Genomic DNA, 24,841 nt, shown 5'->3' on the forward strand with positions numbered 1-24,841 from the left:
TTTATACAATTGTTTTAAACCATTATGAGAAAGATTCTACATAAAATAGAAACATGTAAAAAAAATAAGAAAAAAGCCTTTTATATTAATAATACTGATCATGAAGAGCTTCCTACTGAAATTTCAGAATTAACACATATTACTGTTTTAGACTTAAGCAACAATAGAATCAAAAAAATTCCTAGCCAAATAGGAGAATTAAGAAACCTTAAAATACTTGATTTAAGGAACAATGAACTAGAAGAGCTTCCTTATGAAATTAGTTTTTTAAATCATCTAGAAGAATTGCATTTAGAAGGAAACAAGCTATTAAGTCTTCCTTTTGAAATAGTCAATCTATCTTCATTAAGAGGTATATACCTTGATGGAAATCCTTTAACTAAACCTCCAATTGAAGTTGCTCATAGGGGAATCGTTTCGATTAGAAACTATTTTGAATCAATTATTAATTCTAAGGAAAACATAAAACTTTTCGAAGCAAAACTATTAATTGTAGGTGAAGGTAACGTGGGTAAAACATGTTTAATGAATAATATTTTATCCATCGACAACTCAATGGATATTGGAACAACAGAGGGTATCGATATTAAAGAATGGAAAATTGATAATGAAAGTTTAAATTACCGAATCAACATTTGGGATTTTGGAGGTCAAGAAATATATCATTCAACTCATCAATTTTTTTTAACAAAACGTTCAATGTATGTCTTTGTCTGGACAGCTAGAACTGATGATAATCTAATTAGTTTTGATTATTGGTTAAATATTATAAAATTATTAGGAGATAATCCACCGGTGTTTGTTGTACAAAACAAAATAGATGAAAGAATTAAAAATATAGATGAAACTTTAATTAGTGAAAAATTTGAAAATATTGTTGGATTTCATAAAATTAGTGCAACAACTGGTACGAATACTATAGAACTAATTTCAGATATTAAAAAGGAATTACGTTTATTAGATCATTTGGGTGACACTTTGCCTAAAGTTTGGATGGATATACGTGAAGTATTAGAAACAATAAATAAAGAATTTATTTCGTTAACCGAATACTTGGATATATGTGATAACCATAAACTAACTAATAAGCAAGCCCTTTTTCTGAGTCAATACTATCATGATATAGGTGTCTTTCTTCATTTCCAGGAAAACCCTATTCTAAAAAAAATAATATTCCTAAAACCAGAATGGGCAACAAATGCTGTATATAGATTAATAGACACAAAAAAGGTTATTACTAATTTTGGTAAATTTTCATTTTCTGAATTATCAACTTTTTGGGATGACTATCCAAGTGATAATTTTATTCATTTAATAGAGTTAATGAAAAAATTTGAATTATGCTTTAATATTAATGACACAAATAATTATATAATTCCTGAATTACTTAGTAATAAATCTATTCCTTATAAATTATCTGATGAAGTTATATTAACTGTAAGATATCGGTATGAATTTATGCCGAAAGGAATAATCACTAGGTTAATCGTTAGATTGCACGATTTAATAATGGATGAATTATACTGGAAAAATGGTATAGTAATTGAAAATGAAGGCACACAATCAATTATAAAAAGTGATAAATTTATTGGCGTACTAGATATCTCAATTTCTGGATATAATAAAACGGGGTTATTGAGCATAATAACTAGAGAAATTGATTATATACATAAATCATTAAATTACCCCTTAGTTGAACGCCTCGTTCCTTGTATATGTAGCGATTGTTGTGATTCTCAAAAACCTCATTATTTCAGTTACGACGTTCTCAAAAAATACCAAACTAAAGAAAAATCTAAAATAGTATGTCCCATAAGTATTGAGGATATATATATTCAACAAGCAATCATCGGAATTGAAGGTAAATACCCTTTGGGGACAAAAGAAGGTAATAGTCTGTTAAAAAAATTGAAAGAATGTAAATTCGGAAAAAGTGATTGGCAAGAATACGAACTAATCGGAATTGCTATTTTTAAATATCTCTTTCAAGATGATTTTGATTCTTATTCTGCAACTTCACAGTCAGTTTCGAATAATGGACATAAGAGAACAGATTTAGTAATCAATAATAATTTTAAAGAAAGTAATTCTTTTTGGGGTCGAGCTTTCCATGAGTATAATAGCCAAATTATCATTATAGATTTCAAAAACTATACTTCTAAGTTAAATCAAAATGAATTTTTTATTCCTTCAAAATATTTAAAAAAATCAGTTAGTAATTTTGGTATAGTTGTTAGTCGAAGAGGAATTGATTCCGGTGCTATTAATGAGCAAAAGAGATTACTTAATGATAATGGAAAACTAATCCTTTCTATTAAAGATTTGGATATTATTAATATGATAAAACTGAAAATGAAAGGTAGTGATCCTAAAAAGATTTTGGATGAGATATTATATAATTTTCTAAGAACGAATTAATAAAACCATACCTCACAATGATTATAAACAAGACATATATTTGTAATTAAACCGAAGTTTTTAGTATTTACTTCACCAAATCTTTTGATTTGACTATAAAAAAAAAAGAAATCGACCGCAAAATGCACAAGTTTTCTCTAATTGTATTAAACAAATGTGGTGTTAATTTTAAAAAAATGGACGAAATCAATTTTGAGCAAGAAATTAAAGATACATCTGAAAGAATTCAAACAAGGCAAAAGGAAATTGAAACCGAATTAATCACATTAGAAACCAAAATTAAAAGATATACCAATTGGGCATGGGGTTTTGTTTGGACAGGAATTGTTTTAAGTGTTTTTTCTATATTCTATTACACCTGCACAAATACCGAAGAAGGTTTTGGACTTCATCTTTTAGGTGACTTTTTGGGTGGAAGTGTAGCATCTCTTTGGGCATTAGCTGGACTATTTCTTATTTATGTTGCTTTTTTAGGTCAAAAACAACAACTACTAAACCAACAACTTGAAATAATGTACAGTCAACTTGAAGTGAAATACACAAGATTGGAATTGGCTGGACAAAAAAGAGAGATGATATTACAAAACGAAACATTATTAAACCAGAAATTTGAAAACACTTTTTTTCAATTACTAACACTATTCAATAGTATAATTAACTCACTTGACTTGCGTAAAAGACATGGTAATACAATTATTGCCACAGGTAGAGATGTGTTCGACACTTTCAACACTTCTTTTATCCAAAAGGTCAGAAATCTTATTGGATATAGAGGGGTAAATGAATCTAAAATAGAAGAGGCAATACGGGCATATAATGAAGTTTATGATGAAAATAAAGCTGATTTGAGTCATTATTTTAGAACTATTTATCATATTTTTAAATTTATAGACGATTCAAAAATTGAAAATAAAAAAAGATATGTCTCCATTGCGAGAGCACAATTATCCAGCTATGAACAAATATTGCTATTTTATAATTGTCTTCATATAAATGGGAACGAAAAATTTAAACCATTAATTGAAAAATATGCGATTTTTAAAAACATCGACACATCTCTCTTATTAAATCAAGAACATTTAGAAAAATATAAAAAAGGAGCATATGGAAAATAACATTTATTGCCAACATGGATAAAAAAATAATTGAATCATATCGAATGTCAGAAGAAAAAGAAAATATTTTATGGAAAGACTCTATTTTTATTTTTGATTCATCGGCCCTTTTAGATTTTTATTTTCTACCAAAACCAACAAGAAAAAAAATATATAATGAAATATTCATCAAGTTAGAAGATCGATTATGGATACCATTTAACGTTCAATACGAATATCTAAAAAATAGAGAATCTACAATAATCAAGCCCATTTCTGAAAATTACACACCTTTAAAAAATGATCTTGCAAATATTGAAAAAGCTATAAAAACACAAATTTTTAATAGAATTGAGGCAATTTCTAATGCTACAAAAAAAGACAACAAACACCCCCATTTAGAACAAACTGAAATTGAAAAATTCAAAGAATTAACAAATAAATTCTTAGATCACGCTAAAAATTTTGAAGTAGCAATCTTATTAAATATAAAAAAGGCTGAAAATGAAATACTAGACATTAAAATTAACGATGATGTTTTTGATTCATTGGACAATTATTTTAATGTAGGAAGAGAATTTTCATTTAACGAAATACTTGAAATTACAAAAGAAGGGAAACATAGATATGAATTCAAAATTCCACCAGGATATGGAGATTACTACAAAAAGGAAAAAAAAGGTACACAAATTTTCGGGGATTTAATAATTTGGAAACAAATATTAGAATACTCAAAAGAGAAAAAGAAAAATGTGATTTTCATCACTAATGATATCACTAAAGATAACGATTGGTGCTATGTAGATAAAAAATCAACTGATAGAATTCTAAAACCTAGAGAAGAACTTATCAAAGAAATTAAGGATTACTCTGGTATTGAATTATGGATGTATAGCCTTTCACAATTTCTTTTTAATGCTAATAAATATCTAAAATCATCTATTCAAGAAAATACATTGAATTATTTTTCAAGTTTCGTTAAAACTAGAAACTTTAAGGAAAAAACAAGGGACTTTATAATCCCAGAGTATCACCATTGTGAAGTTTGTGATAATGAAAGAAGTAATGTTGAATTTAATTCAACTGAATATTCAATTATTAATGAATATCCCGAAACGCATATAAATTCTAAATACATTTCTGTAATTACTGGAAATTGCAACTGGTGCAATACTTTGTATATCGTATGTCCTAAATGCTCCGGAACCACTTCATTAACAGAATATAATTATGATGAAAAAGTTGAATGTGAAGGTGGTTGCGGAATTGTTTTCTCTGTTGACACGAGTAAAGATTATGAACGTATAGGTGATTATGAAATTATATTGAAAGACCATCGTATTGAGAAATGTGCCTCTTGTGGAAAAGATTTTAATAAAACCAATAGCTTTTCAGATTGCTGTGAAAATTGTGAATATAAATATAATAATGGATAAAATCATACTCAATAATGAATAATTATTAAAACAGATTTTCTTTTCCTAACACATATTTAAAGTACTAAATCAAGTCTGACAATCTTTTATATGACTTTTAGAAATATAAGATTATATTATGAGCTAATGCTTTTGATATTAGTTATACAAAAATGATATTGTGTATTAACAACCCTTCTTTTCTTTCAAGGACAACAATCCACAACAACTAAACCAAACGCTTCCATTTAATACCGCAACCCATACTGGGTTTTTGAATAGCGTTATTAATTTTACCTTCCAACAAACAATCCAACGCATGGCGTAAATCAGAACCGTTCACGGCAACGCCATTACCAGGCCGAGAATTGTCCAGCTGTCCGCGGTACACCAATTTTAAATCAGCATCAAATAGATAAATATCAGGTGTACAGGCGGCATCATAAGCTTTGGCAACTTCCTGAGTTTCATCATACAAATACGGAAAAGGATATTTTAAATCTTTGGCTACTTTTTTCATTAAAAAAGGAGCGTCTTGCGGGTAATTATCCACATCATTAGCAGAAATGGCTACAAAAGAGATACCTTTTGAGTTATAATCATTCGCAATCTTAACTAATTCCTCATTGATATGGATCACAAACGGGCAATGGTTACAAATAAATAGCATAACCGTTCCTTTTTCACCTTTTAAATCTTCTAACAACAAGGTTTTATCACTTACCGTATCTAGCAATCTAAAATCGGGTGCTTTTGTTCCTAATGGAATCATATTTGAGGGAGTTCTCGCCATTTTTTTTTAGAGTTTAATTCAAAAAAATCTATATTATATTTGTAGTTTTACGTTAGATTAATTGTGAACTGAAATACTAATATTAATCCCCACGGTTTCCCCCTCCTTGGGAGGGGGTTAGGGGGAGGACAACAAAGTATAAAATTACTAAAAATATGTCAGACATCATTTCTTTTGAAGATTTCACTAAAGTAGACATCAGAACAGGTACTATTATTGAAGTAAACGACTTTCCAAAAGCTAAAAAACCCGCATATCAACTCACGATAGATTTTGGGAAATTAGGGATTAAAAAATCGAGTGCCCAGATTACAGAGCTATATTCAAAAGACGACTTACTAAATAAACAGATAACGGCCGTTGTCAATTTTAAACCGAAACAAATTGCCAATTTCGTCAGCGAATGTTTAGTGCTGGGTATTGAAAATAACAATAACGAAGTAGTACTCTTAAAATCAACTACAAAAACCATTAACGGAACACCTGTTTGTTAAAAAATCAAAAAAAAAAATCAAATTCCAATATTTTAGAAACAAAATGCCAGTAACAATAAACACTCAACTACAAAAATTATCAGAAAAACTGGACGGAGCGTTGTTTTACGACGACTTACACAAAAGTATTTACGCTACAGACGCTTCTGTCTATAGAAAAATTCCCTTAGCAGTAGCTTTTCCAAAAGACGATAACGATTTAAAAATTCTAATTGATTTTGCTCAACAAAATCAAATAACCCTAATTCCCAGAGCTGCGGGTACTTCATTAGCCGGACAATGTGTTGGAGATGGCCTGGTCGTAGATACTTCTAAGCATTTCACTTCCATATTATCTTTTGATGAAAAAGCTAAAACAGTTACCGTACAACCGGGAATTGTAAGAGATGAACTCAATAGGTATTTAAAACCTTATGGACTTTTTTTTGGCCCCAATACTTCAACCAGTAATCGCTGTATGATTGGCGGGATGGTTGGTAATAATTCTTCAGGAACCACCTCCATTCAATTTGGTGTAACACGCGATAAAGTAATTCAGTTAAAAATTTTACTGTCAGATGGTTCAGAAGCCACATTTGAAGCTCTAAATCAAAATGATTTTAAACAAAAATGTGTTGGGAATAGTTTAGAAAATAAAATTTACAATACCATTTTTGAAGAACTTTCTGATAAGGAAAAACAGGAAGGAATACGAAATGAATTTCCTAAAAAATCCATTCATCGAAGAAATACGGGCTATGCTGTTGATGAATTATTAAACACTTCTACTTTTTCAACTTCTGATGAAAATATCAATATTGCAAAATTACTTTGCGGAAGTGAAGGTACATTAGCATTTACAACTGAAATCACCTTGCAATTAGATGATTTACCACCATCGCAGAGTTTAGTTGTGGCAGCACATTTTACGAGTATACAAGAAAGTTTGGAAGCTACTGTTGTGGCTATGAAGCATAATTTGTATACGTGTGAGTTAATGGACAAAACAATACTTGATTGTACAAAAAAAAACCGTGAACAACTTAAAAATAGGTACTTTATAGAAGGTGATCCCAAAGCTATTTTATTACTTGAAATTAAAGCAGCTACCGATAAAGAAACCGAAGCTTTAGCAGATAAATTAATTGCAGATTTAAAACAGCATAATTTCGGCTATTCGTATCCCAAATTATTTAACGCAGATAGCGAAAAAGCTGCTGAACTCCGTAAAGCTGGATTGGGCCTTTTAGGGAATATTGTTGGAGATAATAAAGCCGTAGCGTGTATTGAAGATACAGCCGTTGACTTACAAGATTTACCTGCGTACATCAAAGAGTTTACGGCTATGATGGATAGTTACGGACAGGAAGCAGTGTATTACGCACATGCAGGTGCTGGTGAACTACACCTCCGTCCTATCTTGAATTTAAAAAAAGCTAAAGATGTAGTTCTTTTTAAGACGATAACTACTGAAACGGCGAAGCTCGTTAAAAAATATAAAGGTTCTTTTAGTGGTGAACATGGAGATGGCATTGTTCGTGGCGAATTTATACCACTTATGATAGGTGATAAGAATTATGACCTTCTTAGACGTATAAAACAAGTTTTTGACCCCAATAACATTTTTAACAAAGGAAAAATAGTAGATGCTTTTCCTATGGATCAATCTTTTCGTTATGAAGTAGACCGAAATGAGCCTGAAATAAAAACCATAATGGATTTTTCAGATTCAGAAGGTATATTAAAAGCAGCTGAAAAATGTAATGGTTCAGGCGACTGCCGTAAATCAACCGATGCAGGCGGCATGATGTGTCCAAGCTATAGAGCCACTTTAAACGAAAAAGACACTACACGAGCAAGAGCAAATGCCTTACGTGAGTTTTTAACTAATGGTGTAGAGAAAAGAAATAAATTTGATCATGAAGAACTTAAAAAAGTATTTGACCTTTGCTTAAGCTGTAAAGCTTGTGCTAGTGAATGTCCTAGCAATGTAGATGTTGCTAGTTTTAAGGCTGAATTCTTACATCAATATCAAAAGGTAAACAAACCTTCTTTCAGAACCAAGATGTTTGCTAACAACGTTAAATACAATAAGTTGGGTAGTATTTTCCCTAGTTTAACCAATGTCATCTTAAACACCTCTTTGACTAAAAAAATAATGGGTATTGCTGTTGAACGTAGTATACCAAAATTAGCACCTCAGACATTGCGAAAATGGATCAAGAAGAACAAATCCAAACTGCAACCAGAACAACCTTTAAAAGGTGAATTAACTTTGTTTTGTGATGAGTTCACTAACTTTTACGATTTAAATGTTGGTATTGACTCCATTAAATTATTAACCAAATTAGGGTATCATATTAATTTTATTGACCACACAGAAAGCGGGAGAAGTCATATTTCTAAAGGTTTTTTAGATGAAGCAAAGGAGTTAGCAAATAAAAATATTGCTATTTTTAAAGATAAAATCAATAAGAACAATCCAATTATTGGAATGGAGCCATCGGCTATTTTATCATTCAGAGATGAATATGTACGATTGGCAGATGACAAAGAGGCTGCCAAATTCCTGGCACTACATGCGTATACTATTGAAGAATTTTTAAATAATGAAATAAATGCAGGCAACATCAATTCTTCTCAATTTACAAACGAACATAAAGAAATAAAAATCCATGGTCATTGCCATCAAAAATCATTATCTACAACTTCGGCTACTTTTGCCATGTTAAATCTTCCCAAAAACTATAACGTAACCATAATTAATTCAGGTTGTTGTGGTATGGCTGGATCTTTTGGTTATGAAAAAGAGCATTATGAATTGAGTATGCAAGTAGGAGAACAATCACTTTTTTCAAAAATTAGAAAATTTAAACCCAACACTGAAATTTCTGCCGCAGGTACTAGTTGCCGTCATCAAATTTATGATGGAACGAAAAAGGTGGCATTGCATCCGGCTCAGTTGCTTTTGAGGGCTTTAGTGTAGCTAATTATTTTTTGATTCCAATTAAAGTTTAACTATATTGTTACTATAAATTTAATAAAATGAACAAAAACAAGGTATTATCAACAGTAGCTATAGTATTAATAGTTTTAGGATTAGTAATGATATACATTGGTGGTTTTTACGCACCGAAAGTAGTGCTACCTCCAATTATTACAGGTGTAGGTTTCTTTTTAATCGCATGGGCTTTAAATGCTCTAAAAGATTAATTACAACCAGAGACAATCCAAAACATCTGTTATCAAGTGAAATAACAATCCCACAGCAATTATTCGAGTCTTTTTGAGGAATAGCATTCCGAAGTAAAAAATAGCGGCAAAACAACTATGTAAAGGATGAAAATTAATACTGCATCTGTTGGGGTCGAATATTGGCGTAGCTAATAAATGGTCAAAGTCAATGAGCATTGTCAAAATCATAATTAACCATGCTTTTTTCCATATCGATGGAAACAAGACAAAAGCTATTATTCCAGGAAACAGAAAATGCAACCCATAATGGAGTAATGTTCTAACAAGCTCTAAATCCATTCAACACCTTGGTTTTCGAGGTAATTAATAGCATTTGGACCTTCCATAAATAACAGGTCTAAAACACTAAGGTTCGCAATAAAACCATGCTTGTCAGAAAACACTTGGGTATATTCAGACAGCTTAAAACTTCTATTGGATTTTGCATCAGCCAAAAAGCGAAAGTCAACTTGCGTAGGATACTCTTTATGGAACTCAATTGATCTATCCATCACTATTTCTAAAGGTAAGTTGTCAAAAATAAATTGTTGACAATCTAAATTCAAATCGAGTAAATATTTACGTTTTTTTAAGAGTAAATCAATTAATTCATCTTCATAAAACTCATAAAAAGGTGAAGATTTATACGCCGAAGCCATTGCTTTTATATGTTGTTGTCGCCAACTCGTACTATTATCCAACAAAACGTCTTTTGTTCTTTGCTTACTATTGGCTTGCAAAATTGGAATGTTAAGTAATTGCTTACCGTTAGCTCCATAAATATAACATCGCGTTCTATAGGTTTGCTTTTGATAATTATCTTCAACCTCAAAAGTAGCACTCCTACTATTTGCTAACGCCGTAAAGTGAATAATTGGAGAAAAATATGTTGGGTACAGTAGCAAGGTTTTATAATTTTTTATAAACGACCGGTATTATTAAAAAGATCGTCATAGTTTTTTAATCGTGTCATTACAATTCCGAAGTGTTGAGAGAGAGATCTTTTAAATAACAACTCTAATTTATAAGTTACTTCACTACACTATGCTTCGTTCTGAATGATAAAACAAGAATATCACTCCGAATGCCGCTCCTTAATTATAGTACCAACTGAAGACTGTGAACTGGAAACCGCCTACTTGTTATCCTTCCTTTTCTTTCTTACAAAATCAAAAACGAACCATAATACTAATAACCCGATAAACCATTTAAAATAAGAAACTGGTTTTCCGTTACCACCTACTGTTGTAAAGAAACGTTCCCAACGAGGACTCATACCTTCCCAACTCATCCAAATAAGTACAGGTTTACCTACCACATGGTCAAAGGGAGCGTACCCCCATTTACGAGCATCTAAAGAATTTTGTCTATTATCACCCATCATCCAGTAATAATCTTGTCTAAAGGTATAACTGTCTGCATCTTTACCATTAATGAGAATTTCATCACCCTTAACAATCAAATCGTTATGCTCGTATTCTCTAATTAACCTCTTATAAAAAGGTAAGCTTTCTTTAGTCAACTTAACAGTCTCCCCTTTTTTAGGAATGTAAATAGGTCCAAAATTATCCGTATTCCAACCTAACGAAGGTACTTGAGGAAATACACCTCCATCTCTTCCTTTCGGTTGCATTGTTTTTGTAATACTTTTTACTGTTGGGTTTTTTGCCAATAATGCAGCCTCATCATCCGTTAAGGTTAAATAATAATTGCCGTCTTGCATCCTACCACCTTCTCTAACATTATATCTATTAGCTAGTGCTGCGGGACTAATAGCTTCTCCTCCAGTATTTACATTAAAATTGTACTGAATTTTGGCTCTATCGTTATAGGTTGTACGCTTTCCATTAATATAAATATAACCATCACGAATCTCTAAAGAATCTCCGGCAATAGCAACACATCGCTTAACCAAATTGGTTTTTTTATCAATAGGTTTGTAGTAATTTCTGTCTGGATAAAAGTTATTCATATCCAACAAGGTATCTGCCGGCTGATTAAATACGACAATATCATTACGTTTTATTTTTTGAAACCCTGGCAATCGCATATAAGGCAATTGTAATTTATTTTTCCATGAAGTTTCTTTTTTATCAATACGATCATCAAATAAATATGATTTACTTTTAGTTTTTGGGATTGTATCATGTACCATAGGTAAAGCTACCGTGGTCATTGGCACTCTTGCTCCATAATGAAATTTACTAACAAAAAGAAAGTCGCCTATTAAAAGTGTTTTTTCTAATGATGATGAAGGAATTGTATAAGGTTGCATTACATATGTATGCACTAATGTAGCTGCAATAATGGCAAAAACTATTGAACTTATCCATTCACCTGCCACCGTTCTTGGTTTTAAACTTCTGTCTTCAATATAATCGACATCTGCCATGTAATTTACATAGAAAATGTACAGACCCAGTGTTAAAATAACTAAAACCGTATCTAATCTTGAATTTTTACCAAAACTTCTTATGGTCTCTACCCATATTACAGGAAACATTAATAAATTAACAATAGGAATAAATAACAAAATTATCCACCACCATGGGCGATTGATAATTTTCATTAAAATTACAGCGTTGTAAATAGGTATTGCCGCTTCCCAAGCCTGTCTTCCTGCTTTAATATATAATTTCCAAGTTCCTAAAAAATGGATTACTTGTAAAATTAGAAAAAATATAAACCATTGTGTAAATGTCATATTTGCTACTTTTTATTTTAAACTATTATTTTTCTTAAATTCCTAAAACATCTTTCATGGTAAAGACACCTTTTTTGTCTTTTAACCATTCTGCAGCTATCACTGCACCTAAAGCAAAACCGTCTCTATTTTTGGCGGTATGTGTAATTTCAATTTCATCAACTTCAGAGGTGTAGGTAGTTACATGCGTACCGGGTACATTTTCTATTCGTTTAGAAATTATTGGTATCGTTTTTTCGTCTTCTGTTACATCCAAACTCCATTTTTCTTTGCCGGTTTGCTCTATTATTCCTTCCGCAAGAGTAATTGCAGTTCCACTTGGAGCATCTAATTTCTGGGTATGGTGTGTTTCTTCAAGACTAACTTTATAAACATCAAATTTGTTCATAAGCTTGGCAAGTTGTTTATTCAATTCAAAAAACAAATTAACACCAAGGCTATAATTTGAGGCATAAATAAAAGCACCATTATTAGTCTTGCAATTCGCTACAGCTTCTTCGTATTTATCTAACCAACCCGTTGTACCTGAAATAATTGGGATGTTTTTTTTAAAGCATAAGTTTATATTGTTATAAGCCTCTTTTGGAATACTGAAATCAATCGCTACATCAGCTGAACTCAAATCATAATCTGTAGTATCAAAATCAATTTTAGCAACAATAGTATGCCCTCTTTCTAAGGCTATTCTTTCGATAGTTTTACCCATCTTACCATATCCGAATAATGCGATGTTCATGTTGCTAAATTAAAAATTAAAACTGATTGTAGCTCCAAATCCCGTTTGATTTGTAGTTGGCATAGAAAAAATTGTAGGGTTAAACGAAATATTAGTATTTAACGCATTGTCAGGTAAGTGCGCATCTACGTTCGCTTCAATAATATTTAAAATATATAAACCAATTGTAATAAAAAGCGATAAATCTCTATTTTTCTTGTAAAAAGTTTGAGCGGTTTGTAAACTTGTTTGCGTTAATTCAACATTATCTCCCGTACCATCAAACTCGTGTTCTCTTCCATCAAGTTCAGCTTTAAAAGCTTCTCTATATCTATTGTACTTATTATTATTATCTACATAAAAATAAACACCAGTACCAACTGCCCCCCAAACTATGGGTGCTTTCCAATACTTCTTATTATAAATTTGACCTAAGCCAGGTAAAACAGCAGAATAAAAGGCTGCTTTTGATGGAGCTAAAATATTAATTTCATCTGCTATAAAAGTAGTATCAATTTTAGTGACTTTTAAATCAGAAGGAACTTCTTGTGCATAAATAGTTGCAAAAGAGCTTAAAAAAATAATACTATAGACACACCATTTGAACATCTATTTTAATAATTTTTTAATACGATTAAAGTCTTCTTGAGAACTAAAAGGAATTTCAATTTTACCTTTATTTTCACCAGAAAGCTTAATTTTCACTTTATTACCTACAAAATCACTAATCTCTTTTGTGCTTTGCTTGATGTATTCTGGAACAGTCTTAGTAGTTGTTACATTAACTTTTTCAACGGAACCTCCATCGCGAACACTCTTTACTAATTGTTCTGTTTGTCTTACCGAAAGATTGTTTTTGATAATTTTTTCATAAATATCTAACTGTTTTACAAAATTATCAACACTTATTAAGGCCCTACCATGTCCCATTGATAAAAACCCATCACGCATACCTGTTTGGATAATTGGATCTAACTTTAACAATCTTAAATAGTTAGTAACCGTTGATCTTTCTTTACCTACACGTTTACTCAGTTCTTCTTGAGTTAAATTAATCTCTTCTATTAAACGCTGGTATGACAAGGCAACCTCGATTGGATCAAGATCTCTTCGCTGAATGTTTTCAACCAATGCCATTTCAAGCATCTCTTGATCATTAGCCAATCTTATATATGCAGGAATGGTTTTTGAACCAATAAGCTTTGATGCTCTAAAACGTCGTTCACCAGAAACTAATTGGAATCTGTTACCGTCTAATTTACGAACTGTTATTGGCTGTATAACACCAAGTTCTTTAATTGAATTTCCTAATTCTTTTAAATCCTCTTCATTAAAATGGGTTCTAGGTTGAAAAGGGTTTACTTCAATAGAAACCAAATCAATTTCAACAATACTTCCTACTAATTTATCAGCATTTTTATCTCCAACTGAGCGAATATCTTCAATTGGGTCTTTTAACAATGCAGATAAACCTCTTCCTAATGCTTGCTTTTTTACAGCTTTAGCCATTCTTGTTCTTTTTTAAAATTTCATGTGCTAAGTTAATATAATTTACTGCACCTTTACTCGTAGCATCATATGCTATTATGCTTTCACCATAACTTGGTGCTTCACCTAAGCGTATGTTTCGTTGAATTATAGTTTTAAAAACCATATTCTGAAAATGTTTTTTCACTTCTGCTACCACTTGATTAGATAATCGTAAACGAGAATCATACATGGTTAGCAATAATCCCTCAATATCTAGATCTGGATTGTGAACTTTCTGAACACTTTTTATTGTGTTTAGTAACTTTCCTAATCCCTCAAGAGCATAATATTCACATTGAATTGGAATAATTACAGAGTCTGCTGCCGTTAAGGCATTTAGGGTTATTAAACCCAATGAAGGAGCACAATCAATTAATATATAATCATAATCACCCTTTATTTCTTGAATTGCTTGTCTCAGCATGTACTCGCGTTGCTCTTTATCTACCAATTCTAATTCAATGGCAACCAAATCAATATGAGATGGAATAATATCTACATTTGGTGAATTGGTAGATACAATAGCATCTTTAATATGTATTGAATGTTCTAACAATTGATAAGTACCATTACTCACCTCGTCAACATCTATACCTAAACCTGAAGTCGCATTAGCTTGCGGATCAGCGTCTATTAACAAAACCTTATTTTCTAAAACGCCTAAAGCAGCAGCTAGATTAACTGTCGTGGTTGTTTTACCAACACCACCTTTTTGATTTGCAACGGCTATAATTTTCCCCATTAAACTCGTTAAATTTTAGGCCATAAAAATACAACTATTTATGAGTTATTGAAATGAAGTTGTAAACAAAACATAAAAAAAACTGCCTTAAGATTGTTTCCAATCTCTAAGGCAGTCCTTTGTGCTGTTAATAAGTTTTATTCTTTATCTTCAGGATATAAAATAGCTAATATATAGCCATCTGTAAGATATTTATTAGCAACTGCTTGAATTTTTTCAGCAGTAATACTATCGATATCTTTCGTTTTACCTAAGATTTTAGAAGAATCTGATTTATTATAATCTGAATTTTTAAGAGCACTAATCCAATACTTATTTTTCTTTAAATTCTCTTTATAATCTAACAACTGGGCTTGTTTAACTTTATCAACATCCTCTTCTGTTGGTCCATTTTCAATAATTTCTTGAACTTGTGCCAATGCAGCCTCTTTTAACTTTTCTACATTATCAGGTCCACATGGAAATGAAATTGTAAAACTATAAGAACCATAAGGCATTTTATCAAGTCCACCTCTAGCACCTACACCATAAACACCTGCCTCCTCTTCTCTTAGTTTTTCAATTAACTTAATAGTTAATAGCTCTCCAAGACTTTGCAACATATGATCATCCTTAGCATTGTATTTCGTTTCTCCTTTATATTGAATTAACACACTACTTTTAGGTTCTGTACCTTTTTTAACAATTTTCTCATGCGATCCTGATAATGATCTGAATCCCAAATCTTTTATATCTTCTTTTACATTTGTACTTGGAAGACTTGCGATATATTGTTTTGAGAATTCCCTTAGTTTGGCTTCATCAAAGTTTCCAACAAAATAAAACTTGAAGTCACCTGCATTTGCAAAACGTTCTTTATACTTCTTATACGCTAAATTATAATCAGCAGCATCAAATTCTTCAGGGGTTGGAAAGCCCATATACCTTTCATTTTTTTCATTCATAAATTTCCCTAACTCAATTTGAAAATAGATGCTAGGATTAGACATTATGCTACCTAAAAATGCTTTTTGCTTGCTCGCAAAAGAAGTAAATGCTTTTTCATCTTTATTTAATGAAGTGAAATTCAAATAAATTAACTGAAACAATGTTTCTAAATCTTTAGGCGTTGCATTACCAGACATACCTTCGCTTTCACTACCAATATAAGGTCTTACTCCAGCAATTTTACCGGTTAACATTTTACCTAAATCTGTTTTGTTAAACCCATTAACACCTGCTTCATTTAATCCTCCATTGGCTCTTGCTGTTTTTTTATAGGTCTCTAAGTCATATTCATTTGTTCCTCCATAACTAAAGGCTTCAAACAAGACTTCGTCATCTTTAAAATCTGTTTTTTTATAAACAACGGTTGCTCCATTAACCAACGTTAATGTTGTTGTTCCTAAATTCTCATCTTTAACCTCTTTTATAATAGCTCCTAGTTTTGGAATTTCAGTCATCAGTGCTTCACCTAAATCAGAATCTTGATACGGTTGAATATCAGATTTCTCTACTTCTACCAACAAATCTGTTACTTGTTTTTCAGTAACTTTAGGAATACCTTCTTTTTCAGAACCGGTTATCACCACTACTCTATTATCATCATGTAAATAATTTGCAATTAAACCGTTTACTTCATCCAATTGGATTGTTGGTAATGCCTTTTTGTAAAAATCATACTCCCATTCAATACCCGGTATTGGTTCTTGTTCTAAGAAATTACGAACATATTCACCTACATATCGATCGGATTCGTTTTTATCTTTATTTTGAAATGCTTTATCCATTCTTGCAATAATAGCTGTTTTAGCACGTTCAAATTCGCCTTTTTGAAACCCATGTCTTTTTACACGCTCATTTTCTTCTAACAACGTTTTTAATGCGGTTAATTGACCTGTAGGACTTGTCATGGCAAAAGATTGATAAGCATTTTTACTTCTAGCATAAGTACCTCCATAATAGGTTGCCCCATAAACAAAAGGTGGATTTTCTCCGTTTGTTAACTCCTGCAGTCTATTATTCAACATTTGAGAAAACAAACCTTTTATAATCGAATTTCTATAATCTTCTAAATTAGTTTCAACTTCTTTCGGCTTACGATCTTTATATAACAACTGTACTCTATTAAAAGTCGCTTCTTTATCTGTTTCTATAGCTACAAACGTTTCTTCGTGGTTTGGCACATCAAAAATTTTACGCTCACGGGGATTCTTTTTAGCCTTCGCCTTAGTAAAATGTTCTTTTATTTTAGCTTCTAACTTATCCAAATCAACATCCCCAACCGCAATTACAGCCATTAAATCAGGCCTATACCAATCATCTCTAAACCTTTTAATAACTTCCGGCTTAAAAGTTTCCAGAATATTCTTTTTTCCTATAGGTAATCGCTCAGCATATTGAGAATTATACATCATCTTAGGTAAGTAATTCGCTAACATACGTTTATCTGCACCTAAACCTATTCTATATTCCTCAAGAACAACGCCTCTTTCCTTATCAATTTCGTCATCAGTTAATAGGGCATTAAATGCCCAATCTTCAATAATTTGAAATCCTTTTTCTAATTTCTCTTCATTATCACTAGGGATGGGCAACATATATACCGTTTCATCAAAACTCGTATAAGCATTTAGGTGTGCTCCAAATTTTACTCCAATACTTTGTAAATAATCGACTAATTCATTCTTTTTGAAATTTTTAGTCCCATTAAAATTCATGTGTTCCATAAAATGAGCCAAACCTTGTTGATCATCATCTTCTAAAATTGACCCTGCATTAATGGCTAGTCTCAAAACTACTTTATCTTCTGGTTTACCATTATTACGCAGGTAATAGGTTAATCCATTTTCTAATTTACCTGTTCTAATATTCGGATCAGTGGGTATTTTAGAACTAAGATCTATTGTTTCTTGTGCAAACATGTTGCCACTGGCTATTATCATAGCCAATGCAAAAATTAGTTTTCTCATTGTAGTTTTGGTTTTAATGTTCCTATTATAATTACTATCGTTTAGCTTTTATTCTTTTTAGAGCGTATCATTGCTTCCAACATATCCCACATTTCTTGTGGTATCTCCTCCAACATATTAAACTGTCCTGCACCCTGTAACCATTCACCGCCATCTATTGTAATTACTTCTCCGTTAACATAAGATGAAAAGTCAGACATTAAATAGGCTGCTAAATTTGCCAATTCTTGATGCTCACCTACTCTACGCAATGGCACTTTCTTTTTCATGTCAAATTTATCTTTCAAATCACCTGGTAGCAATCTATCCCAAGCACCTTTCGTTGGAAAAGGTCCCGGAGCAATTGCATTAAACCTGATATTATATTTTGCCCATTCTACGGCTAAAGATCGCGTCATTGCCAAAACACCTGCTTTAGCTGTTGCAGAAGGTACAACATAAGCAGAACCTGTCCACGCATATGTTGTTACTATATTTAACACTGTGGCTTTATCTTGTTTTTCAGCTATCCAATGCTTCCCAAAAGCCAAGGTACAATTTTTTGTACCACGCAAAACTATATCGATAATAGTGTCAAATGCGTTTGATGAAAGTCTTTCAGTTGGACTAATAAAATTACCAGCCGCATTATTTAAAAGACCGTCTACTTTTCCATATTCATCCAAAGAAGCCTTTAACATCGCCTCTACTTCATCATAATTTCTTACATCACATTGAACAGGTAAAACCTTACCTCCTGTTTTCTCTTCCAATTCAACTTTTACAGCCTTAAGCTTATCAATATTTCTAGAAGTAATTACCACGTTGGCTCCTAATTCTAAAAAATAAGTTGTCATCGCTTTTCCAAGTCCGCTACCTCCACCAGTAATCACAATTGTACTCCCTTTTAAACTTCCCTCTTTTAGCATGGGTTTCTGATATGTATTCATCTTTTTTTTATTTTTAGTAAAAATATTGAAAATTGCCAAAAATGGCTAGAATTAATCTCTTTATTTTTTTATTTAAAAAACAGTTGTAAAAAACAAAAGGATTTGTATATTTGCGTCCGATTTTAGCAAGGGCTTACAAAAAGCTAACATAACTGATAAGAAGATTTTTAAAGATATAGAAAATGAGTAAAAGAACGTTCCAACCGTCAAAGAGAAAAAGAAAAAACAAGCACGGCTTTAGAGAAAGAATGGCTAGTGTTAACGGAAGAAAAGTTTTAGCACGTAGAAGAGCTAAAGGTAGAAAGAAACTTTCAGTTTCATCAGAAGCTAGTCCGAAAAAATAATGATATTTAATTATAATCATATACAAGGTGTTACTTTTTAAGTAACACCTTTTTTTATATCTTCTTAATAAGTTTTTAAAATTATTAGAGGAATAAAAATAGAAATTTCAAATATTTGTATTCTTAAAAAAAACTAAAATTATAAAATGCCAAAGAATCCAGCCATCAAGTCCGTTTTAATTATAGGTTCAGGTCCCATCATTATTGGTCAAGCCTGTGAGTTTGACTATTCAGGTAGCCAATCTATTCGGTCATTAAAAGAAGAAGGTATAGAAGTTACCTTGATAAATTCAAATCCTGCCACCATAATGACAGATCCTTCTTTGGCGGATAATGTGTATCTAAAACCACTGACTACAAAATCTATTGTAGAAATATTACAAAACCATCCAAACATTGATGCTGTTTTACCAACCATGGGTGGACAAACAGCCTTAAACTTATGTATTGAAGCTCAAGATAAAGGGATTTGGGATGATTTTAATGTGGCCTTAATTGGTGTTGATATTGACGCCATTAATATTACAGAAGACAGAGAGCAGTTTAGAAAATTAATGATTAAGATTGGTATTGGCCAAGCTCCGTCTACCACTGCAACTTCATTTTTAAAAGGAAAGGAAATAGCTCAAGAGTATGGTTTTCCTCTAGTAATTCGTCCTTCTTTTACCTTAGGAGGTTTTGGAGCATCAATAGTTTATGATAAAAAAGATTTCGATGAATTACTGAGTCGCGGATTAGAAGCTTCACCTATTCATGAGGTAATAATTGACAAGGCTTTATTAGGTTGGAAAGAATATGAATTAGAGTTATTAAGAGACAGAAACGATAATGTTGTTATTATCTGTACGATAGAAAATATGGACCCAATGGGGATTCACACTGGAGATTCCATTACCGTTGCTCCTGCCATGACATTATCTGATAAAACTTTTCAACGAATGCGTGATATGGCCATCCACATGATGCGTTCCATTGGTGATTTTGCTGGAGGTTGTAATGTGCAATTTGCGGTGAGTCCTGACGAGAAAGAAGATATTATTGCTATTGAAATTAATCCTCGAGTTTCACGTTCTTCGGCATTGGCATCAAAAGCTACAGGATATCCTATTGCAAAAATTGCTACTAAATTGGCAATTGGATACCATTTAGATGAATTAGAAAATCAAATTACCAAAACTACTTCAGCCTTATTTGAGCCTGCTTTAGATTATGTAATTGTAAAAATACCACGATGGAACTTCGATAAATTTGAAGGTTCTGACAGAACGTTGGGCTTACAAATGAAATCTGTTGGTGAGGTAATGGGTATTGGAAGGTCTTTCCAGGAAGCTTTACATAAAGCTACACAATCACTTGAAATTAAGCGTAATGGAATTGGTGCTGATGGTAAAGGCGAGAAAGATTATAATAAGATTATCGAGAAATTAACATATCCAAGTTGGGATCGTGTTTTTATTATTTATGATGCTATTCAAATGGGTATGCCGTTGAGTAGAATTCACGAAATTACTAAAATTGATATGTGGTTCTTACGTCAATATGAAGAACTACACTTTTTAGAAAAGGAAATTTCTACCTATAGTTTACAGACTTTACCAAAAGACTTATTATTGGAAGCCAAGCAAAAAGGCTATGGAGACAGACAAATAGCTCACATGATTGATTGCTATGAGAGTGAAGTGTATAATAAACGTAAAGAACTCAATATTAACCGTGTTTACAAACTAGTAGATACATGTGCTGCTGAATTCAAGGCTCAAACCCCTTACTACTACTCCACTTTTGAGAATAATAGTATCGTCAATGGTGTAGCTTCAGCCGAAAATGAATCTGTTGTTACAGATAAAAAGAAAGTGATAGTATTAGGTTCTGGTCCTAATCGTATTGGACAAGGTATTGAATTTGATTATTGTTGCGTACATGGTGTTATCGCTGCAAAAGAAGCAGGTTATGAAACCATAATGATTAACTGTAACCCAGAAACGGTTTCAACAGATTTTGACACGGCTGATAAATTATATTTTGAACCTGTTTTTTGGGAGCATATTTATGATATTATTCAACTTGAAAAACCAGAAGGTGTTATAGTTCAACTTGGTGGACAAACCGCATTAAAACTTGCTGAAAAATTAGAAAAATACGGAGTAAAAATTATTGGAACTTCATTTGAAGCACTAGATTTAGCAGAAGATAGAGGTCGTTTTTCACGATTGTTAGAAGAATTAGAAATTCCTTTTCCTCAATTTGGCACTGCCACAACGGCTGATGAAGCGTTGGCTGTCGCCGATGAATTGGACTTCCCAATTTTGGTAAGACCTTCCTATGTATTGGGTGGCCAGGGTATGAAAATTGTTATCAATAAGGAAGAATTAGAAAACCATGTAGTTGATTTATTGCATAAAATTCCTAATAATGTTCTATTATTAGACCATTATTTAGATGGTGCTATTGAAGCGGAATCAGATTCTATTTGTGATGGTGAAGATGTGTATACCATTGGTATTATGGAACATATTGAGCCTTGTGGTGTACACTCAGGTGATTCAAACGCTACATTACCAGCATTTAATATTGGTGAGTTCGTGATGCAACAGATAAAAGACCATACTGTAAAAATTGCAAAAGCGTTAAAAACTGTGGGGCTTATTAATATTCAATTTGCCATAAAAGACGATATTGTTTATATAATTGAAGCCAATCCAAGAGCTTCTAGAACAGTTCCCTTTATTGCCAAAGCCTATGGTGAACCCTATGTAAATTATGCCACTAAAGTGATGTTAGGGGTTAATAAAGTAAAGGATTTCACCTTTAATCCACAATTAAAAGGATTTGCTATTAAGCAACCTGTATTCTCGTTTAATAAATTCCCTAATGTGGATAAAAAACTAGGACCTGAAATGAAATCTACTGGTGAGAGTATCTTGTTTATTGATAGTCTTAAGGATGATCAGTTTTATGAGTTGTATTCTAGAAGGAAAATGTATTTGAGTAAGTAATTAAAATTACTTAAATTATTAGGTACTAGTTAAACCATGTTCAATAAATTCTTTAAAAAAAAATCAGAGAAATCGATAGAAATTAAACAAGACTGGGCATCATACTTTACAAGAGTTGATGATAAGCCTGCAAGTATTCGTTTAAATTTGGGACTTAATTCAGTTGCTCCTATTGAAAAATATGAAAACAGAGTTTGGTTTTCAATCCAACTTTTAGATACTGATAGTAATGGATTTACAACAAGAGAGGAGTTTCCTGCAATCTGTCAAATTGAAAATGATATTTCAGAAGCTATAGAAAAAAAAGGTGCCATTGCTGTAGGTGCTTTAAAAACCAACGGGACTTTTGATTTATATTTTTATACTGCTGCAACTATAGACATTGCTGAATTGGCTGCCGCTGTTATGCAAAATCATCCAGATTACAGATATGCAACAGATACCAAAGTTGATACCAATTGGAGTGATTATTTTGATTTTCTATACCCTGCAGAATTCGAATATCAAACAATTCTAAATCAAAGAGTACTTACAAATCTTGATAAAGAAGGGGATAATCCTGCAATTGAAAGAGCTGTAGATCATTGGTTATACTTTCAAACAGCAGCTGATAGAACAGCTTTTATAAGGGCTAGTGAAAATATAGGGTATAAAACCTTATCTCAAGAAAAAGTAACCAAAGACAATTATGCCTTTCAATTAAATATTTCTAAAGTAAGCAATGTTAATTGGAATACGATAAATGATAATGTTTGGGAACTCATTACTATGACCAAAGAAAACAATGGTGTTTATGACGGCTGGGGCTGTCCAATTGCAAAATAAATCTTTTTTTGAAAGTTCAAAAAGTATAGACTATCACCCTATTAATGTATTTTCTATTCGCAATTTTTAAAATTAGATTGCGTTTTAATATAAAAACCAATAGGCTATGGCAAAACAAATATTATCTTTAATTTCCTTCTTTTTAATTTTTGTAAATACCATATCGGCCACCGACTATTATGTCTCAAACTCAGGTAACAACTCCAACACTGGATTATCGGAAAATCAAGCATTTTTAACAATACAAAACGTTGCAGATTTGGTAGTAGCCGGTGATGTAGTTTATGTTTTAAATGGCACTTACATAGGTTTTGATGTAAGAGAAAAAAATGGTGATGCTAATCAATACATTACTTTCAAAGCCATTGGTAATAATGTAATTATCAATCAAAAAGGTCCAAAACGAGATGATGGAATTAACATAGAAAATTGCAATTACATTATTGTCGATGGATTCATAGTTAATAATATGACCGGTAATGGTAATGGAATCCGTGTTGTAGTTTCCGACCATTGCATTGTACGAAATAATCGTTGCGACAATAACGCGGAACGGGCTATTTTTACTGGGTTTACTGATGACATACTTATCGAAAATAATATTTGTTCAAATTCGGTAGACGAGCATGGAATATATGTTTCCAATAGCTCTGATCGGCCGATTATCAGATATAATGAATGTTTTGGCAATAACAGTATTGGAATTCACATGAACGGAGATCTTTCAGTGGGTGGTGATGGAATTATAAGTGATCCTCAGATTTATGGGAATATTATACATGACAACAATAAAGCTGCTGGTATCAATATGGATGGTGTTGAAAACCCTATCGTATATAATAACCTCATTTATAACAATCATAACGCTCAAGGTATTGCACTTTTTCAAGGTGATGGTGCTATTGTGACTCATGGTGCTAAAATTTATAATAATACTATAATTGTTCCCTCGGACGGTAGATGGGGTATTCTAGTTCAAGCAGGTGCTAATATCAATACCGAAATTTATAACAATATTATTATCAACGAACATGCATGGAGAGGTTGTATTGCGACAGAATCAACATTACAATTTAAAAGTGATTTTAATATTCTCAACGATAAAATGAGTAACAATGGTGATGGTTCATCTATTAGTTTGAGCGGGTGGCAAGCTTTAGGTTTTGACACCAATTCATTAATAGCAACTAATTTATCATCAATTTTTCTCGCTAATGAATCAAACAATTATCAATTAGCTGCAGGGTCACAAGCCATAGATAATGGTACTAATTTGGTGAATTCAATCGTTACTTACGATATCAATAAAAACGACAGACCAGCAGGTTCAACCTATGATATTGGAGCTTATGAATTTAATGCAACAGCTTCAATTGATGAAAATAATCTTAGTGAGGTTATCGTCTTCCCAAATCCAACTTCGGATTATCTTTCGATAAAATTTGGAAATAACTTAAATGATATTATATATATTAATATTTACGATGGCGTAGGCAAACGCATAACATCCTATAATTCGCCCAAAATGATGGATGTAAGGGGCTTGTCACCCGGATTGTATTTTCTAGAATTACAAACGAATACAAATCAAATTATCAATAAAAAAGTAATCATTTACTAGACTTTTTCTATCTTCGTAAGGTCCAATACGTAGGAACTCCCACGCGGCAAAGTTTTT

The 24,841-nt window shown here is 31.9% G+C and carries 20 protein-coding genes; 10 read left to right on the plus strand and 10 right to left on the minus strand.

The window, feature by feature from the left end; all coding sequences use genetic code 11:
* Positions 1-24 precede the first annotated feature (24 nt).
* From D3P13_RS12390 to D3P13_RS12400, 3 genes are all read left to right on the plus strand, one after another.
* Entirely contained in the window at positions 25-2,418 is a 2,394-nt protein-coding gene (locus D3P13_RS12390) for a COR domain-containing protein (protein ID WP_117882884.1), read from the plus strand.
* 176 nt (positions 2,419-2,594) lie between these two features.
* Positions 2,595-3,533 (plus strand): putative phage abortive infection protein, encoded by a 939-nt coding sequence (locus D3P13_RS12395; RefSeq protein ID WP_157972910.1) that lies wholly within the window; start codon positions 2,595-2,597, stop codon positions 3,531-3,533.
* 14 nt (positions 3,534-3,547) lie between these two features.
* Positions 3,548-4,948, plus strand: a complete 1,401-nt coding sequence (locus D3P13_RS12400; protein WP_117882888.1) for a PIN-like domain-containing protein — start codon at positions 3,548-3,550, stop codon at positions 4,946-4,948.
* Positions 4,949-5,156: 208 nt separating this feature from the next.
* Here D3P13_RS12400 and D3P13_RS12405 read toward each other — a convergent pair whose 3' ends face one another.
* Positions 5,157-5,720, minus strand: a complete 564-nt coding sequence (locus D3P13_RS12405; protein ID WP_117882890.1) for a thioredoxin family protein — start codon at positions 5,718-5,720, stop codon at positions 5,157-5,159.
* A 155-nt stretch (positions 5,721-5,875) separates the two neighbouring features.
* On the opposite strand from D3P13_RS12405, the gene D3P13_RS12410 reads away from it, so the two are divergent.
* Genes D3P13_RS12410 through D3P13_RS21940 form a run of 3 tightly spaced genes read left to right on the plus strand, consistent with a single transcriptional unit; the run spans position 5,876 to position 9,406 of the window.
* Entirely contained in the window at positions 5,876-6,214 is a 339-nt protein-coding gene (locus D3P13_RS12410) for a tRNA-binding protein (protein WP_117882892.1), read from the plus strand.
* A gap of 43 nt (positions 6,215-6,257) precedes the next feature.
* Positions 6,258-9,179, plus strand: coding sequence for an FAD-binding and (Fe-S)-binding domain-containing protein (locus tag D3P13_RS12415; protein ID WP_117882894.1), 2,922 nt, complete (start codon positions 6,258-6,260; stop codon positions 9,177-9,179).
* A gap of 59 nt (positions 9,180-9,238) precedes the next feature.
* On the plus strand, positions 9,239-9,406 hold the full coding sequence (locus D3P13_RS21940; protein WP_157972911.1) for a hypothetical protein: 168 nt from the start codon (positions 9,239-9,241) through the stop codon (positions 9,404-9,406).
* Here D3P13_RS21940 and D3P13_RS12420 read toward each other — a convergent pair whose 3' ends face one another.
* From D3P13_RS12420 to D3P13_RS12460, 9 genes are all read right to left on the minus strand, one after another.
* Positions 9,407-9,727 carry a DUF6122 family protein gene (locus tag D3P13_RS12420; RefSeq protein ID WP_117882896.1) on the minus strand — a complete coding sequence of 107 codons (321 nt, stop codon included), beginning with the start codon at positions 9,725-9,727 and terminating at the stop codon, positions 9,407-9,409. It lies immediately after the preceding gene.
* Entirely contained in the window at positions 9,718-10,332 is a 615-nt protein-coding gene (locus tag D3P13_RS12425; protein WP_232829182.1) for a WbqC family protein, read from the minus strand. Before D3P13_RS12425 ends, D3P13_RS12420 begins: the two co-directional genes overlap by 10 nt.
* Positions 10,333-10,562: 230 nt before the next feature.
* Positions 10,563-12,131 carry a signal peptidase I gene (gene lepB, locus D3P13_RS12430; protein ID WP_117882900.1) on the minus strand — a complete coding sequence of 523 codons (1,569 nt, stop codon included), beginning with the start codon at positions 12,129-12,131 and terminating at the stop codon, positions 10,563-10,565.
* A gap of 34 nt (positions 12,132-12,165) precedes the next feature.
* Positions 12,166-12,867, minus strand: coding sequence for a 4-hydroxy-tetrahydrodipicolinate reductase (gene dapB / locus D3P13_RS12435; RefSeq protein WP_117882902.1), 702 nt, complete (start codon positions 12,865-12,867; stop codon positions 12,166-12,168).
* A gap of 9 nt (positions 12,868-12,876) precedes the next feature.
* Positions 12,877-13,455 (minus strand): DUF5683 domain-containing protein, encoded by a 579-nt coding sequence (locus D3P13_RS12440; RefSeq protein ID WP_117882904.1) that lies wholly within the window; start codon positions 13,453-13,455, stop codon positions 12,877-12,879.
* On the minus strand, positions 13,456-14,355 hold the full coding sequence (locus D3P13_RS12445; protein WP_117882906.1) for a ParB/RepB/Spo0J family partition protein: 900 nt from the start codon (positions 14,353-14,355) through the stop codon (positions 13,456-13,458). It lies immediately after the preceding gene.
* Positions 14,348-15,118 carry a ParA family protein gene (locus tag D3P13_RS12450; RefSeq protein WP_117882908.1) on the minus strand — a complete coding sequence of 257 codons (771 nt, stop codon included), beginning with the start codon at positions 15,116-15,118 and terminating at the stop codon, positions 14,348-14,350. The genes D3P13_RS12445 and D3P13_RS12450 overlap by 8 nt, the downstream gene beginning before the upstream one ends.
* 137 nt (positions 15,119-15,255) lie before the next feature.
* Positions 15,256-18,069 carry a M16 family metallopeptidase gene (locus D3P13_RS12455; protein ID WP_117882910.1) on the minus strand — a complete coding sequence of 938 codons (2,814 nt, stop codon included), beginning with the start codon at positions 18,067-18,069 and terminating at the stop codon, positions 15,256-15,258.
* A 41-nt stretch (positions 18,070-18,110) separates the two neighbouring features.
* The gene (locus D3P13_RS12460; protein ID WP_117882912.1) at positions 18,111-18,998 is read right to left on the minus strand and encodes an SDR family oxidoreductase; all 888 of its coding nucleotides are present in this window, start codon (positions 18,996-18,998) and stop codon (positions 18,111-18,113) included.
* A gap of 182 nt (positions 18,999-19,180) precedes the next feature.
* Between D3P13_RS12460 and rpmH the strand changes: the two genes are divergently transcribed.
* From rpmH to D3P13_RS12480, 4 genes are all read left to right on the plus strand, one after another.
* Positions 19,181-19,342: a 50S ribosomal protein L34 gene (gene rpmH, locus D3P13_RS12465; RefSeq protein WP_117882914.1), complete on the plus strand. Its 162-nt coding sequence runs from the start codon at positions 19,181-19,183 to the stop codon at positions 19,340-19,342.
* A 146-nt stretch (positions 19,343-19,488) separates the two neighbouring features.
* Complete coding sequence (carB, locus tag D3P13_RS12470) at positions 19,489-22,338, plus strand: carbamoyl-phosphate synthase large subunit (RefSeq protein WP_117882916.1); 2,850 nt, start codon at positions 19,489-19,491, stop codon at positions 22,336-22,338.
* Between the two features lie 36 nt (positions 22,339-22,374).
* Entirely contained in the window at positions 22,375-23,163 is a 789-nt protein-coding gene (locus D3P13_RS12475; RefSeq protein WP_117882918.1) for a DUF695 domain-containing protein, read from the plus strand.
* A gap of 106 nt (positions 23,164-23,269) precedes the next feature.
* A complete protein-coding gene (locus D3P13_RS12480) occupies positions 23,270-24,784 on the plus strand; it encodes a right-handed parallel beta-helix repeat-containing protein (RefSeq protein WP_117882919.1) in 1,515 nt (504 codons plus the stop codon).
* Positions 24,785-24,841: the final 57 nt, after the last annotated feature.

Source organism: Aureibaculum luteum (genome assembly GCF_003449015.1).
GTDB classification, from domain to species: Bacteria; Bacteroidota; Bacteroidia; order Flavobacteriales; family Flavobacteriaceae; genus Aureibaculum; species Aureibaculum luteum.